Origin of the sequence: Streptomyces sp. TLI_105 (genome assembly GCF_900105415.1) — a bacterium.
Taxonomy (GTDB): domain Bacteria; phylum Actinomycetota; class Actinomycetes; order Streptomycetales; family Streptomycetaceae; genus Streptomyces.
The window spans coordinates 1,105,029-1,120,193 of record NZ_FNSM01000001.1; the positions used below are offsets into that span (position 1 = coordinate 1,105,029).

The 15,165-nt window shown below is 72.3% G+C and carries 10 protein-coding genes and 1 pseudogene; 6 read left to right on the forward strand and 5 right to left on the reverse strand.

Annotation, left to right across the window (positions count from 1 at the left end; genetic code table 11):
• The first annotated feature begins 39 nt into the window (after positions 1–39).
• The 3 genes and pseudogenes from BLW86_RS05050 (at position 40) to BLW86_RS05060 (ending at position 5,348) form a co-directional block, all read left to right on the forward strand.
• Positions 40–456, forward strand: coding sequence for an arsenate reductase ArsC (locus BLW86_RS05050; RefSeq protein WP_093872888.1), 417 nt, complete (start codon positions 40–42; stop codon positions 454–456).
• A gap of 160 nt (positions 457–616) precedes the next feature.
• Positions 617–718: pseudogene (locus BLW86_RS42540) on the forward strand (thioredoxin-disulfide reductase); the annotation flags it as partial.
• Positions 719–926: 208 nt separating this feature from the next.
• Positions 927–5,348 (forward strand): ATP-binding protein, encoded by a 4,422-nt coding sequence (locus BLW86_RS05060; protein ID WP_093872890.1) that lies wholly within the window; start codon positions 927–929, stop codon positions 5,346–5,348.
• A 541-nt stretch (positions 5,349–5,889) separates the two neighbouring features.
• Here the strand turns inward: BLW86_RS05060 and ligD are convergent.
• On the reverse strand, positions 5,890–6,792 hold the full coding sequence (gene ligD / locus BLW86_RS05065; protein ID WP_093872891.1) for a non-homologous end-joining DNA ligase: 903 nt from the start codon (positions 6,790–6,792) through the stop codon (positions 5,890–5,892).
• 350 nt (positions 6,793–7,142) lie between these two features.
• Here ligD and BLW86_RS05070 point away from each other — a divergent pair, with 350 nt between their 5' ends.
• Positions 7,143–7,781, forward strand: a complete 639-nt coding sequence (locus tag BLW86_RS05070; RefSeq protein WP_093872892.1) for a phosphatase PAP2 family protein — start codon at positions 7,143–7,145, stop codon at positions 7,779–7,781.
• Positions 7,782–7,930: 149 nt separating this feature from the next.
• Positions 7,931–9,199 (forward strand): cytochrome P450, encoded by a 1,269-nt coding sequence (locus BLW86_RS05075; RefSeq protein WP_093872893.1) that lies wholly within the window; start codon positions 7,931–7,933, stop codon positions 9,197–9,199.
• Between the two features lie 292 nt (positions 9,200–9,491).
• On the opposite strand, the gene BLW86_RS05080 is transcribed toward BLW86_RS05075, so the two are convergent.
• From BLW86_RS05080 to BLW86_RS05090, 4 genes are all read right to left on the reverse strand, one after another.
• The gene (locus BLW86_RS05080; protein ID WP_093872894.1) at positions 9,492–11,591 is read right to left on the reverse strand and encodes a SpoIIE family protein phosphatase; all 2,100 of its coding nucleotides are present in this window, start codon (positions 11,589–11,591) and stop codon (positions 9,492–9,494) included.
• 195 nt (positions 11,592–11,786) lie between these two features.
• Complete coding sequence (locus BLW86_RS42545) at positions 11,787–11,963, reverse strand: hypothetical protein (protein WP_218138008.1); 177 nt, start codon at positions 11,961–11,963, stop codon at positions 11,787–11,789.
• Between the two features lie 144 nt (positions 11,964–12,107).
• Positions 12,108–12,500, reverse strand: a complete 393-nt coding sequence (locus BLW86_RS05085) for a hypothetical protein (RefSeq protein WP_093872895.1) — start codon at positions 12,498–12,500, stop codon at positions 12,108–12,110.
• Positions 12,501–12,694: 194 nt separating this feature from the next.
• Positions 12,695–13,753 carry a PP2C family protein-serine/threonine phosphatase gene (locus tag BLW86_RS05090; RefSeq protein WP_371129448.1) on the reverse strand — a complete coding sequence of 353 codons (1,059 nt, stop codon included), beginning with the start codon at positions 13,751–13,753 and terminating at the stop codon, positions 12,695–12,697.
• 235 nt (positions 13,754–13,988) lie between these two features.
• On the opposite strand from BLW86_RS05090, the gene ppk2 reads away from it, so the two are divergent.
• Positions 13,989–14,957 (forward strand): polyphosphate kinase 2, encoded by a 969-nt coding sequence (gene ppk2, locus BLW86_RS05095; protein ID WP_093872897.1) that lies wholly within the window; start codon positions 13,989–13,991, stop codon positions 14,955–14,957.
• The last annotated feature ends 208 nt before the right edge of the window (positions 14,958–15,165 follow it).

Here is a 15,165-nt window from a genome sequence, read left to right on the forward strand (position 1 = left end):
CTTCCCCCGCCACACCGCTCCCCCTTCGAGGAAGAACCCATGCCCGAGACCCCGCCCGCCTCCGTGCTCTTCGTCTGCGTGCACAACGCCGGCCGCTCCCAGATGGCCGCCGGCTTCCTGCGCCACCTCGCCGGAGACCGCGTCGAGGTCCGCTCCGCGGGCTCCCTCCCGGGCGACCGGGTCAACCCCGCCGCCGTGGCCGCCATGGCCGAGGTCGGCATCGACATCTCCGGCCAGAAGCCCAAGGTCCTCACCTCCGAGGCAGCCCAGGCCTCCGACTACGTCATCACCATGGGCTGCGGCGACGCCTGCCCGTACTTCCCCGGCAAGACCTACCTCGACTGGCAGCTGGACGACCCCGCCGGCCAGGGGGTCGAGGCCGTCCGCCCCATCCGTGACGAGATCAAGACCCTCGTCGAGGGCCTGATCGCCGACATCGACGCCAGGAAGGCATGACCGACGAGGCCGGCGTCGACGGCCCCGAGTCGTGGGCGACATGCGGGCCCAGGCAGGGCGCTTCGGCGCCGAGATGATCGACGACGGCATCGCTCCTGTCGGCCTCACCGGCGACATCAAGGAGCGCGGCGGGATGCTGTCCGCCGTCGTCCTGAGCGTCGCCTCCACCGGCGAGACCCGCGACCTCGACGCCACCGGCCCGTTCATCGCCATCGGCCACGCCCCGCGCACCGAACTCTCCACCGGCCGGCTCGACCTCGACACCTTCAAGGGGCGCGTCGAACAGTCCGGGTGACGATCGGGGACGGCGAGGACGCCGACGCGGTCGACAGCGTCCTCGCCGCGCTCGCCGAACCCGCTCGGCGTCAACTGCTCGACATCCTCGCCGGTCGACCTCCATGGAGCGCAGGCCACTTCGGGGAGCCAGAGGTTCCCCGTTCCGGCATGTCGTGGGCACGTAGGGTGAGGGGGTGCCTGATCAATCCCGTGTCCAGAACGACGAGAGGCGTGCGAGCCCGTATGCGACGGGCGGCGGCGGAACCGTCCTCGAACACCGCTACGGCGCGCTGCTGCTGAGCCATCTGCTCACGGCCGATCCCCTGGCCGAGCTCGGGGACGACGTCACCCCGGACGAGCTCGTCTTCCAGGCGAGTGCCTTCAGCGCGGTGGACGACCTGCTGCTGAGCGGGCGTTCGGCCGACGGTGCTCGGCGGCGGGTCTCGATCGGTGTCCGGAGGGACCCGTCGTTCGTGCCCAGCGACCGGGCGACGGTCGAACTGATGGGCTCCTACCTCCGGGTGGTGCGGGAGCGCGGACGGGAGGTCGCCGAGGGCAGCTGGCGGCTCGCCCTGGTCGTGGCCAGTCCCCACCCGCACGTACGACAGCTCCGGGAACTGGCCGGGATCGCCCGGGACACCGAGAGCGCGCACCAGTTCCGTTCGGAGGTCTCCCGCGCCGGGCGGACGCATCGAGAGGTACGGGAGCGGCTGCGGCACCTCGACGCCGTCGTCGCCTCGGCCGCGGCGGGCGCGGGGATCGACACGACCGACGTGTCCGCGGCCGAGCTGACCTGGCGTGTGCTCGGGGCATTGCGGCTTCGAGAAGTGCGGTTCGAAGGCGTCGAGGAGACGGACCGGGCGCTGGCGGTGGGACGGCTCCGGAGCGTCGTCGAGGCGGGCACCGCGGACGCCGCGGACCGGTTGTTCAGCCGGCTCTGCGAACTCGTCGGCCGCTACGCACCGGCGGCCGCGACGAAGTCGGTCGACTCCCTGCGACGCGACCTGATCGGCTTTCCCCTCACCACGAGCCCGTCGAAGGACGAGGGATTCGACGACGCGGACGATCCGGCGCCGCACATCCCCGTGGTGCGTTCCGCCTACTTGTCCCAGGTGCGGCGGATCGCGCCGGAGCGACTGCGGTCGCGGGAGAGCGAACTGGACGAGCTGGCGCGCTTCTGCACCGATCCCGAACCAGGACCGGCGTACATGTGGTGGCGAGCCGAGGCATGGGCCGGCAAGTCGGCGCTGCTGTCGACCTTCGTGCTGGATCCGCCTCCCGGAGTGCGGGTGTTGTCCTTCTTCGTCACCGCCCGCTGGGCGGGGCAGGCCGACAGCAAGGCGTTCACCGAGGTGGTTCTCGAGCAGGCGCTGGAACTCATGGGCGAGCCCATGCCGATGCTGCTCACCGACGCCACCCGCGAGGCGCATCTGCTGGGCGCGTTCGAGCGTGCGGCAGACCTGTGCCGGCGGAGGGGCGAGCGCTTGGTCCTCGTCGTGGACGGGCTGGACGAGGACCGCGGGGTGACCACCGGTCCGGACGCGCACAGCATCGCGGCGATCCTGCCGGCCGACCCTCCGTCAGGCCTGCGCGTGATCGTCGCCGGGCGGCCTCATCCGCCGATCCCCGTCGACGTCCCCGACGACCACCCGCTGCGCCGGCCGGAGATCGTGCGGACGCTGACCGCCTCCCCGCACGCGGAGGTGGTCCGCCAGGACGCGGAGCGCGAGCTCAAGAGGCTCCTGCACGGAAGCACGATCGAGAAGGATCTGCTCGGCCTGCTGGCGGCAGCCGGAGGAGGGCTTTCCGAAGCGGACCTGGCACAGCTCACCGGGGTTTCGGAAGGAGAGATCGAGAGCCAGCTCGGGGCCGTCTCCGGCCGTACGTTCGCTTCCCGGGCCGGACGCTGGCGGTCGCAGGTGGCGATCTACGTCCTCGGCCACGAGGAGATCCAGCGACAGGCGTTGCGCTTCCTCGGGGAGACCCGCCTGGCCGGGTACCGGGAACGGATCCACGCGTGGGCCGAGGGGTTTCGCGCGGCGAAGTGGCCGATCGGCTCGCCCGAGTACCTCCTTCACGGCTACTTCAAGCTGCTCCACAGCACGGGTGACCTCCCCCGCATGGTGGCGTGCGCGACGGATCCCTACCGGCACCACCGCATGCTGGACACCATCGGCGGCGACAGCGTCGCCCTCGCGGAGATCGCGACCGCGCAGGAAGCCCTGGTCCGTTCGCCCGCGCCGGACCTCGTCGCGTTGAGCCGGCTGGCCGTCCACCGGGCCAAGCTCACCCGGCGAAACGATCACATCCCCACGTACCTGCCCGTGGTCTGGGCACAACTGGGCAGGCACAGCCGTGCCGAGGCCCTGGCCCGTTCGATCACCACGCCGGCACGGCAGGTCCGAGCGCTCGCTTCGGTTTCACGCCACATAGCGGCCGCCGGGGACGTCCGGCGCGCGCGGAAGGTGGCTGAGGAGGCCGAGCGGTGCGTCCTCGCCGTGACGGAGCCCGGCGAGCAGGCTCGCGCGTACGCGGTGATCGCCCGGGCCCTCGCCCGTGCCGGGAACCCGGATCGTGCGCGGCTTCTGGCCACACGCGCGGAAGAACTGACCGGCTCGATGACGAACGGAGCACAGCGGTCGGACGTCCTCGGCGCCGTCGCACGTGCTGCCGCGAACAGCGGGGACGTGGAGCGTGGCCTTGCGCTCGCGAAGTCCGTGCCGCACGCGTCCGAGCGTGCCCGCGCTCTCTGTGTCGTGGCGATGGAGGTGGCCGACGCCGGCGACTGGCGCCGAGCCCAGGACATCGCCCGCTCGGTGGGCCCCCGGTCGGATCGGGCGCAGGCGCTCGCCGTCGTCGCGCGGGCGGCGAGTGCGGCCGGTGCCGAACGGGCTGCCGCGGACATCGCGGGTCGAGCCGTGTCTCTCGCGATGTCCCTTCGGAATCCGGGCCGCCGGGCCTGGATCCTCGCCGGAGTCGCACACGAGATGGCGGAAGCCGGAATGGGGAGAAGAGCGAGGAAGCTCCTTCGCCGGGCCGAGAAGGCGGCTCATGAGGTGACCCGGACGTCCGAGAGGTGCGACTGCCTCATCACCATCGCCCGGGTCATGGCGTTCTCTGGTGCCTCGGATCGCGCCGTGACCCTCGCGGGCAGCTTCGACACCCCTCGCCGACGGGCGACGGCGCTGGCGGTCGTGGCATCGGGCCTGGCCGCGAACGGTGAAACGCGGCGTGCCGAGGACTTGGCCGTGGAGGCGGAGGCAAGGGCCCGGTCCATGAACGGCCGCCATCACATCGGAAGGGACCAGGCCGTTCTCGCGCAGGCCACGGCCTCGACCGGTGATCTGTACCAGGCCGAAGAAATCGCCCGCGCCATTTCCGACGCGCCGCAGAGGGACCGCTCTCTGACCGTCGTCGCGGAGGCGTTCGCTCTGGCCGGTGACCTCGGCCGGGCCGAAGGCGTCGCCGCCTCCATCGCCGACGTGGCGCAACGGTCGACGGCACTGCTGCTGATCGTCAGAGCGGGCGTGACCCGTGAGGACCGGCAACGGGTGGCCAGGGTCGCCCAGTCGATCGAGGATCCGGAGTGCAGGCGGAAGGCCCTCGCCGCGCTGTCGCGTGGAACACGAACCGCCCCCCGTGGGCACGAGGGGTCACCCCGGCAGCACCACCCTTCCGTCCGGCCCGGGAACCCGACTCCCCCGGAAACCGGACACTCCCCGTGGTCCTCCTCGGCCGTCACCCTGCACCAACGGCAGGCCGATGACCTGCTGAGCCGTGCCCGTACGGCCGCACAGGGCGGTGACATGCGGGAGGCCAGAGAGACGGTGGAGTCCATCGCTTCTCCCGCACTCCGGGTCAAGGCCCTCGTCTCCCTGTCGACGGAGGCCGCGGCGGCGGGAGACGCACGGACGTCCGAGGAACTCGTCGAGCGTGCCCTCGCCGTGGCCGACGCACTGCTCGACACGGCGAGCCGAGACCGGTACATCGCCATGATCGCGAGGAAGTCGGCCCTTGCGGGCGATCTGGATCGAGCGGAACGGCTCGCCGGTTCGATCACCAGCCCGCCGCTCCTCCACAAGGCCCTGAGTGCCGTCTCCTCGGCCGCGGCGCGCGTCGGTCGCCTCGCCCAGGCGGAGCGCCTCGCCCGCACCATCTCCGACGCGTCACTGAGGGCGAAGGCTCTCACGGCCGTCGCGCGGTCCATGGTGGAGTCCGGCGCCCTCGACGAGGCGGAGCGCATCTCACGGTCGATCACCGAACCGCTCCAGCGAGCGCGCACGCTCGGCGAGATCGCCCGCAGCCACGCGGAACGCGGTGACACCGCACAGGCCGCAGAGATCGCCGCCGGCATCCCCGAGCCCGCCGAGCGGGCCAGGACGCTGACGACGGTCGCGCTCGACTCCGATGCCGACCGTGCGACAGCGCTGGTGGCACAGGCTCTTTGCGTGGGCCACTGGAGCATCTGCCTGCCGGCACTGGTCCGCCTCGCCCCCGAGGTCGTCACCGCGCTGGGAGCGGAATCGCTGCGGGTGCACGATCAGGAGGACGTGGCCGCCGCGGCCGACAGCCGAGCGGAGCAGAACGCGGCGATCGCTGAGGCGGCGGTGCCCTGAGCGGTCCGGTCATACCGGTCGGATGACCGGTTCCGGGGCGGGGACAGGGCCTGGCAGGGGTCCTGGGCGCGGCCCCGGTTCCGGGCGAGGGCCCCCGGGCTGAGGGTCCGGTTCCGGCTGCGGAGGGGTCGGCGGCACCGGATCCGGACCGCCGGGTCCCGGCACCGGTCCGGGAACAGGGCCCGGCTGAGGGCCCGGGCCAGGGCCCGGCACCGGCGTCGGACTCGGAGGAACCGGGTCGTCAGGCGGCGTACCCATGACTGCTCCTGGTGGCCGGGAGCCGGCCTCGGGGCCCGAGGGCGGTGCCGGGGCGGGCCGGGGGTCCGGGCCGGGCCCCGACGGGCCGGAAGGGAAGGGGCGCGTCGGGGGCGCGGGGCACGGCTCCGACGGAGCCGGCGGCATCGGATGCGTCGGGGGTCCGGTCTGTGCGTCGCTTTCCATATCACCCTCGCTCACAAGGTCGCCTTCCCCCTCCGGTTGCCCGGGGTCCGGCTTTTCATTCCCGCTCGACGATCCGGATGGCGCGTGGCCCGAGCGCGTCTCAGAGCTTCTCCAGCCGTGTGCGGGCCGCTTCCATGGAGCGGCCGCGGCGCAGCTCCTGTTTCCAGGGGTCGTCGATCTCCAGGCGCTCGTCGAGGGTGGCGAGCGTCCAGCGCCGCGGGGTGAGGTCAGGGTCGTCCAGTTCGCTCCAGCTCAGCGGTGTGGCGACCGGGGCGCCGGGCAGGGCGCGGACGGCGTAGGGGGTGACGGCGGTCTGCCCGTAGGCGTTGCGCTGGACGTCGAGGTAGAGCCGCCCCTTGCGGCCCTGCTTGCGCGCCGCGGTGGTGAACTGCTCCGGGTGCCGGTCGGCGATCACCTCGGCCACGTCGCGGGCGAACGCGCGAACGGTGTCGAAGGTGGCACGGCGGTCGAGGGGGACCAGGACGTGCAGGCCGCGGGAGCCGGTGGTCATCAGGGCCGCGGGCAGATCGAGCTCGTCGAGCACCTCGTGCAGCGAGGCGGCGGCTTGCCTGACCGGTTCGAAGTCCTCGCCGGACGGGTCGAGGTCGAAGACCAGCCGGTCGGGGTGGTCGGGCCGGTCGGCCTTGGACAGCCAGCGGTGCGGGGTGATGCACGCCTGGCCGGCCAGATAGAGCAGGGTGGCCACGTCGTCGCAGACCGGGTAGGTGACGGTGCCGTCCGCCTTGGGCAGCTCCCAGCGGTGGATCCAGTCCGGGAAGTAGTCGGGAGTGTCCTTCTGCATGAAGCGGCCGGCGCCGATGCCGTCGGGGTGGCGCTCGAGCATCAACGGACGTCCGCGCAGGTGCGGCAGGATGCGTGGTCCGACCCGGCGGTAGTAGTCGGCGAGGTCGGCCTTGGTGATGCCGTCGTCGGGGAAGAGCTCTTTCTCGGCCCGTCTGATCTCGACGGTCCGACCACTCACGCGGATGTCAGTGGTGGTCATGACGTGCCTCGCCCGCGGATGGCGCCGAGGGGCCGTTGGTCGTCGCGCAGGCCCGTGTACCGGGGGTGGCGCAGCCGGGCTCGTGGCCGGGCCCCGTGCGGCCCTTTCCCCTGGGTTCGCGGGTCTTGCGGAAGTCCCGTTTCCGTCGGTACCCCGTCGGAGCGTCCGGTCCGGACATCGTCGTTCCTCCTCTCCAGCACCCGCGACTACCCCGCCGCTCCGGCTCCGACACGCCCGGTGTGACGGCGACGATGCGGGGCAGCCGCCTCGACGGAGACGTACGAAGACGGAGGCGTACGAAGGCGAGGACGTACGAAGACGGAAGCGTACGAAGGCGAGGTGCGCGGGCGATGACTGTCGACACGATCACGTCCAGGCTGCTGTCCGAACACGGCCGGACGTACGCGCAGGAAGCCGGCATCACGCTGCGCGACAAGCCCGCGCCGCTGTACCAGCTCCTGGTCCTCACGGTGCTCTGCTCGGTACGGATCAACGCCGGCACCGCCACCAAGGCCGCGCGGGAACTGTTCCGGGCCGGGCTCCGGACGCCCCGGGCGATGGCCGACTCCGCGTGGCAGGACCGGGTGGACGCCCTGGGCCGGGCCCACTACGTGCGGTACGACGAGAGCACTGCCACGGCTCTCGGCGACGGGGCACGGCTGGTGCTCGAACGTTGGCGTGGCGACCTCCGCAGGATGCGAGAACAGGCCGACGACGACCCGGACGCACTGCGTGGGCTGCTCCGGGAGGTTCCGCGGATCGGCCCGGTCGGGGCGGACATCTTCTGCCGGGAGGCCCAGGCGGTCTGGCCGCGGCTGCGCCCGTTCTTCGACGACCGGGCGTGCGAGGTGGCGAAGGGCCTCGGCCTGCCGCACACGCCCCGTGGTCTCGGGAGGTCGGTGCCTTCGGAGGACCACGCCAGGCTGGCCGCCGCCCTCGTCCGCGTCGGTCTGTCGAAGGAGGCGGCAAAGGAGCTGCAAGCCGCATGACGTCACCGGTGCCAAGAGGAACCGACGGGGCTTCCTCCACCGGCCCCCACTCCGCCCGAGCGAACCGTTTCGCCGAGCCCGGACTCCGGCCCGCGTGATGCCTGGCACACCCGGGTGATGCCGGACCGCGTGCGTGTTAGCGTCCGGCCGTGACTCCCCCGGCCCTCGACCTGCCCGCATCCGCCGTGGTGTCCCGGCTCGACCTGTTCGGGGACGGGTTCGTCCGCGACCCCTATCCCTGGCTGGACACGCTGCGGACCGAAGCCCCCGTGCACCAGGACCCGGGCACCGGGTTGTGGCTGGTCAGCCGGTACGACGACATCCGGCGCGTCCTGCTGGACCCGGCGGCGTTCCGCCCCGACAACGCGCAGGCCGCCGTCACCCCGCTGCCCGTGGGCGTGCTGCGGGTACTGGCCCGGGCCGGCTTCAGGCTCCCGCCCGCGCTCGCCAACAACGGTTCCGACAGTCACCACGGTCTGCGGCGCGTGGTCACCCGGTTCTTCAACGCCCAGCGCGTCGCCGCGGCCGTCCCCGTCATCGAGCGCATCGCCGACGAACTCCTCGACGCCGCGCGGCGACGCCTCGACGCGACCGGCTCCTGCGACCTGTTCGAGGCCTACGCCCAGATCCTGCCCTGCCGGGTGCTGATGGAGCTCCTCGGCATCGACGGTGTCGACCCCCTCACCCTGATCCGCTGGAGCGACGCCTCGCTGGAGCTTTTCTGGGGCAGGCCCACGCCCGAGCGGCAGCTCGAACTGGCGCTCCTCGTCGGCGAGTTCCACCAGTGGCTCACCACGACCGTGAGCGCCGCCCCGGCGCGGCCCGGCAGCTTCGTCGAGGCGCTGACCCGCCACCGCCTGCCCGACGGCAGGCCGGTGGACGTCGGGACCGCGGTCGGCGCGTGCTTCTTCGTCTTCATCGCCGGCCAGTCCACCACCGGGCAGCTCATCTCCACCACGCTGCACCGGGCTCTGGCCGAGCCGGGCCTGTGGTCGCGCGTGGGCGCGGCCGATGAGCGGGGCCTGGCCGAGGCGTGGGTGGAGGAAGTACTGCGCCGCGAACCGCCGGTGACCACGTGGCGCCGGGTGGCCGCCGAGCCCGTGACGCTCGGCGGCGTGGACGTCCCCGCCGGGGCCCAGCTGCTGCTGATGCTCATGGGCAGCGGTTCGGACCCGGAGGTGTTCGACGCCCCGGAGCGGATGTGCCCGCACCGCGCGAACGCCCGCCACCACCTGTCCTTCGGCGTGGGCCGGCACCGCTGCCCGGGCGCCTCGTTGGCCCGGACGGAAGCCGCCGTCGCCCTCCGCGCGGCCGCCCGCCGCCTCCCGGACGCCCGTGTCGCCGGGCCGGACGAGCGACCGCCGATCCTCGGCCTGCTCTCCTTCCGCGCTCCCCTCCGCGTCGGGGTGACCGCCTAGCGGTGCTTCGTCCGGCTTGAGCGGGAGGAGAGTACGCCTTGTCGGCCGGGACCACGTCCGGCGTGGTCCGGGGCGGCCGGTCCGCCGCGGAACCCGTAAGCGGGTCATGACCTGGGGGAACGCGGGTGCGTCACCTGCCCGGCCGGACCCCTCGTGACGGGCCCCGTCGGCGTGCTGATGAGCACGGACGATGAGGGGGCGGAATCGTACGCGCAGCAAACCGTAAGGGGGCGAAGGCGCGTTCCACGACCCAGCGCTGGGCGCCCAGGCCGGAGCCGAAGCCCTGGTCGCGTCACGTCGCGTCGAGGTCGGCGGGGTCCAGCGGCCGGGCCTGGGCGATGAGGAGGGCGACGTCGTCGTGGTCGTCCGTGTGCCGCAGGGCCTGTACGAGCCACTGGCAGAGGTCCTGCAGGGGGCGGTGCGGGGCGCCGAGGCTTTTGAGCAGCGTGTCCAGGCGTTCGTCGATCGGGTGGTGCCGGGTCTCGACGAGGCCGTCGGTGTACAGCACGAGCCGGTCGCCGGGACCCATGTCGAAGGCAGTGGTGACGAACGGAATCCCGCCGACACCCAGGGGCGCGCCGGTGGGCAGGTCGAGAAGTGCGGGGGGCCGCCCCGCACGGACCACGGCGGGCGGGAGGTGTCCGGCATTGGCGATGTCGCACCGGCCCCGATGCGGATCGTAGACGGCGTAGAGGCAGGTGGCGATGTAGTGCTCGAGCCCGCTGGTGATCTTGTCGAGGTGGCGCAGGACCTCGTCGGGGGCGAGGTCCAGGTCGGCGTATGCGCAGGTGGCGGTCCGTAGCCGCCCCATGGCCGCGGCCGCGTCGATGCCGCTGCCCATCACGTCGCCGACCACCAGGGCCGTGCGGTCGCCGGCCAGGGGGATGATGTCGTACCAGTCGCCTCCCACCTCGCTGGATGCCTGGGCCGGCTGGTAGTGCGAGGCCACGTCCAGCCCGGCGAGGCGGGGGTGGCGGCCGGGCAGCAGGCTGCGTTGCAGGGTCTCGGCGGAGTTGCGCACGCTCTGGTACCAGCGCGCGTTGTCGATCGCGACCGCGGCACGGGCGGCCAGTTCTCCGGCGAGGATCACGTCGTCGTCGTCGAAGGGGAGGGGGTTGCGGGTGCGCATCAGGTCGAAGGCGCCGAGGACTTCGTGGTGGGCGATCAGCGGCACCGCGAGGTAGGAGTGCACGCCGGCCCGGGCGAAGGCGTGGGCGGCGTCCGGGTCGCGGGCGATGCGCAGCAGATCGTCCGGTCCCGCGTGGGCGACGACCACGGGCTGGCCGGTGTGGACACATTGGGTGATGAGCCGGTCGGCGCCGTAGGCGGCGAGATCTCCGACCGTGTCCGCCGCGGAGATGGCGTCGGTGGGGTAGGCGGAGGCGACGGCGAGCGCCTTGAACAGCTCCGGCCCGTCACGCGGGCCGGTCATGCGCCGGAAGGCGAGGACGTCGTCGAGGACGTCGACCGCCGCGAGGTCGGCCAGTTCCGGTACGGCGACCTGGGCCAGCTCCTGAGCGGTCCGTTCCACCTCCAGGGTGGTTCCGACGCGGGCGGAGGCTTCCGCGATCAGCGACAGACGGCGCCGGGCCCGGTCGGCCTCGAGGGTGGCCTGGTGGCGCTCGCTGACGTCGACCACCGAGTTCGCCACGCCGAGGACCCGCCCGTTGGATCCTTCCAGCCGGTAGTACGACACCGACCAGGCGTGCTCATGATGCGGATCGGCCCGGGTGCGGCCGACGACGTACTGGTCGATCAGCGGCGTGCCGGTCAGCAGGACCTGCCGCAACGCGGACTCGATCGTGTCGATGCCGTCGAACGGATGGATGTCTCGCGGGCGGCGGCCGATGTGGTCGGCTGCGGGAACGCCGTTGATGCGTTCCAATGCCGGGTTGACCATCGAATAGCGCAGGTCGGTGTCCAGGAAGGCGACGCCGATGGGCGCTTGGGACACCAGCCGGTCCGAGAGCGCCAGACGGGCCTCGATCCCGTCCAGAGTGACCTGGTCAGCGGCGATGCCCAGGGCGTACACATCGCCGAGGTCGTCCGTCAGCCGCATGTTGCGGAACTCGACCAGTCGTGTGCTGCCGTCCTTGTGCCGGATGGGGAACGCCCCCGCCCAGCTCGCCCCGGTGCCCATCACCTCGGCGAACAGCCGGGCCACCACCTCACTGTGCTCCTCGTGGACCAGCAACCGGGCCGCGTGCCGGCCCAGCGCCTCTTCGGCGGTGTAACCGAACACGTCGTTGGCCTGCGGGCTCCAGAACACGATGCGGCCCTTGCTGTCCAGCACGATTGCGGACACGCTCAGCAGATCGAGGAGTCCGCCGGGCGGGAGGGCCCCGGGCTCCCGGGCATGTCCTTCCGTCCCATCGGATCCCTTCGGCTCCATCACCCACCTCCCTCCGTGGCGGTACGCGAGGACTGAGCCCCCTCCATGGTGCCCTCGTCACCAGGTGGCCCACGAGCCGAAGACTCCGCGCACCGGCACCGGCAGCATGATCAGGAGGCGGCCGGCGATACCTTTCCCGCCGGGCTGGCACGGCACTGCCCCCCTGTCCCGAGCGAGGATTTCGGCGGCGTCGAACTACTCCAAGAGCGCATCCGCGTCCCCCCGGCCGGGCTGGGCGCGCCCCGCATCCGGGCCGGCCACGTGACCGCGGACAAGGATCACCCCGCCCGTATTGATGCCGAGGTCCTCATGGGTCATCGCTCCCAGCCGGGTGTCGAGGGCGTCGGTGACGGCGGTGAAGGCGGGCGCCATGGCCTCGGTCGAGTGGTGTGTGGCCGCGTCGCGACGGTCGGCGGCGGCCGGTACTCCGCCCCGGCGAGGAATCCCGCCCTCGCGTCCAGATAGGGACGGCCTCCTCCGGGCGGATGCGGGCATGCCGCAGCCACGGCTGCCCGGTCACGTACGGCGGGCGTCTCGGCGGTGACGGTGCCGTGCCCTCCACCGGGCGAGGAGTTGACCGGGTGTGCTGGCCGGCGGTGTCCGTTCCGCCGGCTCTCGCTCCTGCGGGGTGAGAGCGATGTGGGGCATGAGGTAGCGGTCGCCGTCCGTCTCCAGCACGCACAGGGGAACGTCGTCCACGTCGTCGGGGTGGCCGATCCTGACGACCATCCGCTTGGGCGGAAGGGCGGGGATCTCCCCCTCCAGGACAGTGGCCTGGTGGCGCGGAGCACGGGCCGCGGCGACGGTCTTCCCGTTGACCCAGACTTCCGCGCGCCGACGCCGCGGGTCGTGCAGGACGGTGATCGATTGACCGTCCTGGTCCAGGTGGTAACGGTGGTGACCTGCCATGTCGGCCTCCTCGGACGTTCCTGTCACCAGCGTAGAACGCCGAGCCTCCCCCCTGTCGTGACCCCGCCCGGGGACGGTGGACGGAGTCGCCCGTCCTCGTCCCTGCTGATCGCCGCGCTGAGTCCGTGCTGATCGCCGTGCTGATGCGGAGCGGATCAGACGCCGTCGGTGAGCCGGCCGAAAGGCTGCCGGCCCTACGGCTCCGGCGCGGTCCTCTGTATCGCGACGAGCGCCGCGTCGTCCCCGAGATGGCCGCCGGCGTACGTCTGGAGGTCGGCCCGCAGCCGGTCGAGCAGGATCGCCGGGTCGTCACTCGCCCAGCCGGCGAGCCGCTCCGTCAGGGGGTAGAAGGCGCGCGAGCGGTCACGTGCCTCTGTCACTCCGTCCGTGTGGAGAAGCAGCACGTCTTCGACGCCGAAGGGGAACGTCTCGACCGTCACGTCCGCCGCCAGGACGTCCGAGAGCCCGAGCGGCGGGCTCGTGCGGGCCGTGTCGAGGGGGATCACCCGCCCCTGGCTGAGGAGCAGCGGCGGGGGGTGCCCGCAGTTCACGAGCCGTACCACCGGCTCGTGATCGGGGATGTCGAGCACCAGCGCGGTGACGAAGGCCTCGTCGGCGCCGTCGGTACGGGCCGCCGTCACCCCGAGGGTCCGCTCGGTCGAGCCGACTCCCGCCTCCAGCTGTCCGACCAGTTCCGGCAGCCCTTGTTCGCGGCGGGCCGTGACCCGGAAGGCGCCCAGGACGAGCGAGGCCTCGCTGATCGCGTCGAGTCCCTTGCCGCGGGCATCGCCGATCAGCGCCCGGGTCCCGGACGCCGTGCGGGCCACCGCGTACAGGTCGCCGCCCATCTGCGCCTCCTCCTCGGCCGCCAGATAGACCGAGGCGATGCGCAGGGGGCCCGCCCGCTCGGGAAGCGGCGGCAGAACGACGCTCTGGGCGGCGTGGGCGATCGAGCGCAGGCGTGCCACCCGGTTCTCGTCTCGTTGGCGCAGGTGGGCGAAGAAGGTCGCGATGATCGAGATCAGGACGAGGGCGACGATCTGGTAGGTGTGGTTGAGGTCCGTGACACTCGTCCGCGCGATGGCCACCACCGTCTGCGCGGCGACCGCGACCGCCCCCACGAAGGCCGTCGCCCGAGGACCCGCGAAGGAGGCGGTCACCGCGGGCGCGGCGATCAGGAAGGGTCCCAGGTGCACGTCGGGAGGGACCAGGACGTCCACCACCGTGACCGCCGCGATCAGCGCGAGCGGCACGGCGAGCAGCAACCGTCGCCCGCCGCGCCGTGAAGGAGGGGGAACGAGGTCTCGCCTGAGGGGGTGCACGTAAAAGGCATACCTCAGGCGCCAGGGCATGTCCTCTCGTCCCCTCTCCGAGGCGCCAGGCGCGGAGAGGGGACGACAGCCACCGTGCCGGAGCCCCACCCGGTCCCGGGAGCCGCTCCGTGGCCGCGCGGCGGTACAGGCGGCTCGCGCCGGGTAGGCGCATCGCGTGAACGAACAGGAATCGCCCCGGCCGGAAGCCGAGGAACTGCTGTCCGGGCTCAGCGTGGACGATCGTCGGCCGGAGCAGCCCGTGCTGCTGGACTCCTCCGGCGCTCCGATCCGTACGTGGCGGGAGAACTATCCGTACGAGCGCAAGATCCGTCGCGCGGAGTACGAGCGGAGCAAGCGGATCCTGCAGATCGAGCTGCTGAAGCTGCAGCGCTGGGTGAAGGAGACGGGTGCGCGGCTGGTGGTGATCTGCGAGGGGCGGGACGCGGCGGGCAAGGGGGGCACGATCCAGCGGTTCACCGAGCGGCTCAACCCCCGCGGGGCACGGATCGTGGCTCTGGACAAGCCGACCGAGCGGGAGGCGGGACAGTGGTACTTCCAGCGGTACGTCGCCCACCTGCCGGCCGCCGGTGAGATCGTCTTCTTCGACCGCTCCTGGTACAACCGCGCCGGTGTCGAGAAGGTGATGGGGTTCTGCACCCCCGAGCAGTACGAGCTGTTTCTGCGGCAGTGTCCCGCCTTCGAGGCCATGCTCGTGGAGGACGGGATGCTGCTGGTCAAGTTCTGGTTCTCGGTCTCCCGCAGCGAACAGCGCACCCGCTTCGCGATCCGCCAGGTCGATCCGGTGCGGCAGTGGAAACTGTCTCCCACCGACCTCGCCTCACTGGACCTGTGGGACGCCTACACCACCGCGAAGGTCGAGATGTTCCGCGCGACCGACACCGACCACGCGCCATGGACGGTGGTCAAGAGCAACGACAAACGACGCGGGCGCCTCGAAGCCATGCGCAGCCTGCTGTGGCGCCTCGACTACGACCGCAAGGACGAGACGGCCGTCGGCCGCCCCGACCCCCTCATCGTCGGTGCCGCCGACACGCTCCTGGAGTCCGGCGAGGAACCCACCGACCTCTCCCCCACCCCTCTGGCCGGCCCTCCCTTCGGCCCCGGCCTGCACCCCGCCCCTTAGAGGTCGGCTCCGGAAGTCCTTCGGGGCTCGACGCGATCTCGTGGTCGGCGTTTCGGCGTGTCGTCAGGGGACGCGGAGGATGCTCTTGCCGTGGGTGGCGCCCTCGGCGAGCCGCTGGACGGCGGTGGCCAGGTCCGCCAGGTCGTATGCGGCGGTGATGTCCACGCTCACCCTGCCGTCCGCTGGTTCAGACGTCGCCCCATCCGGC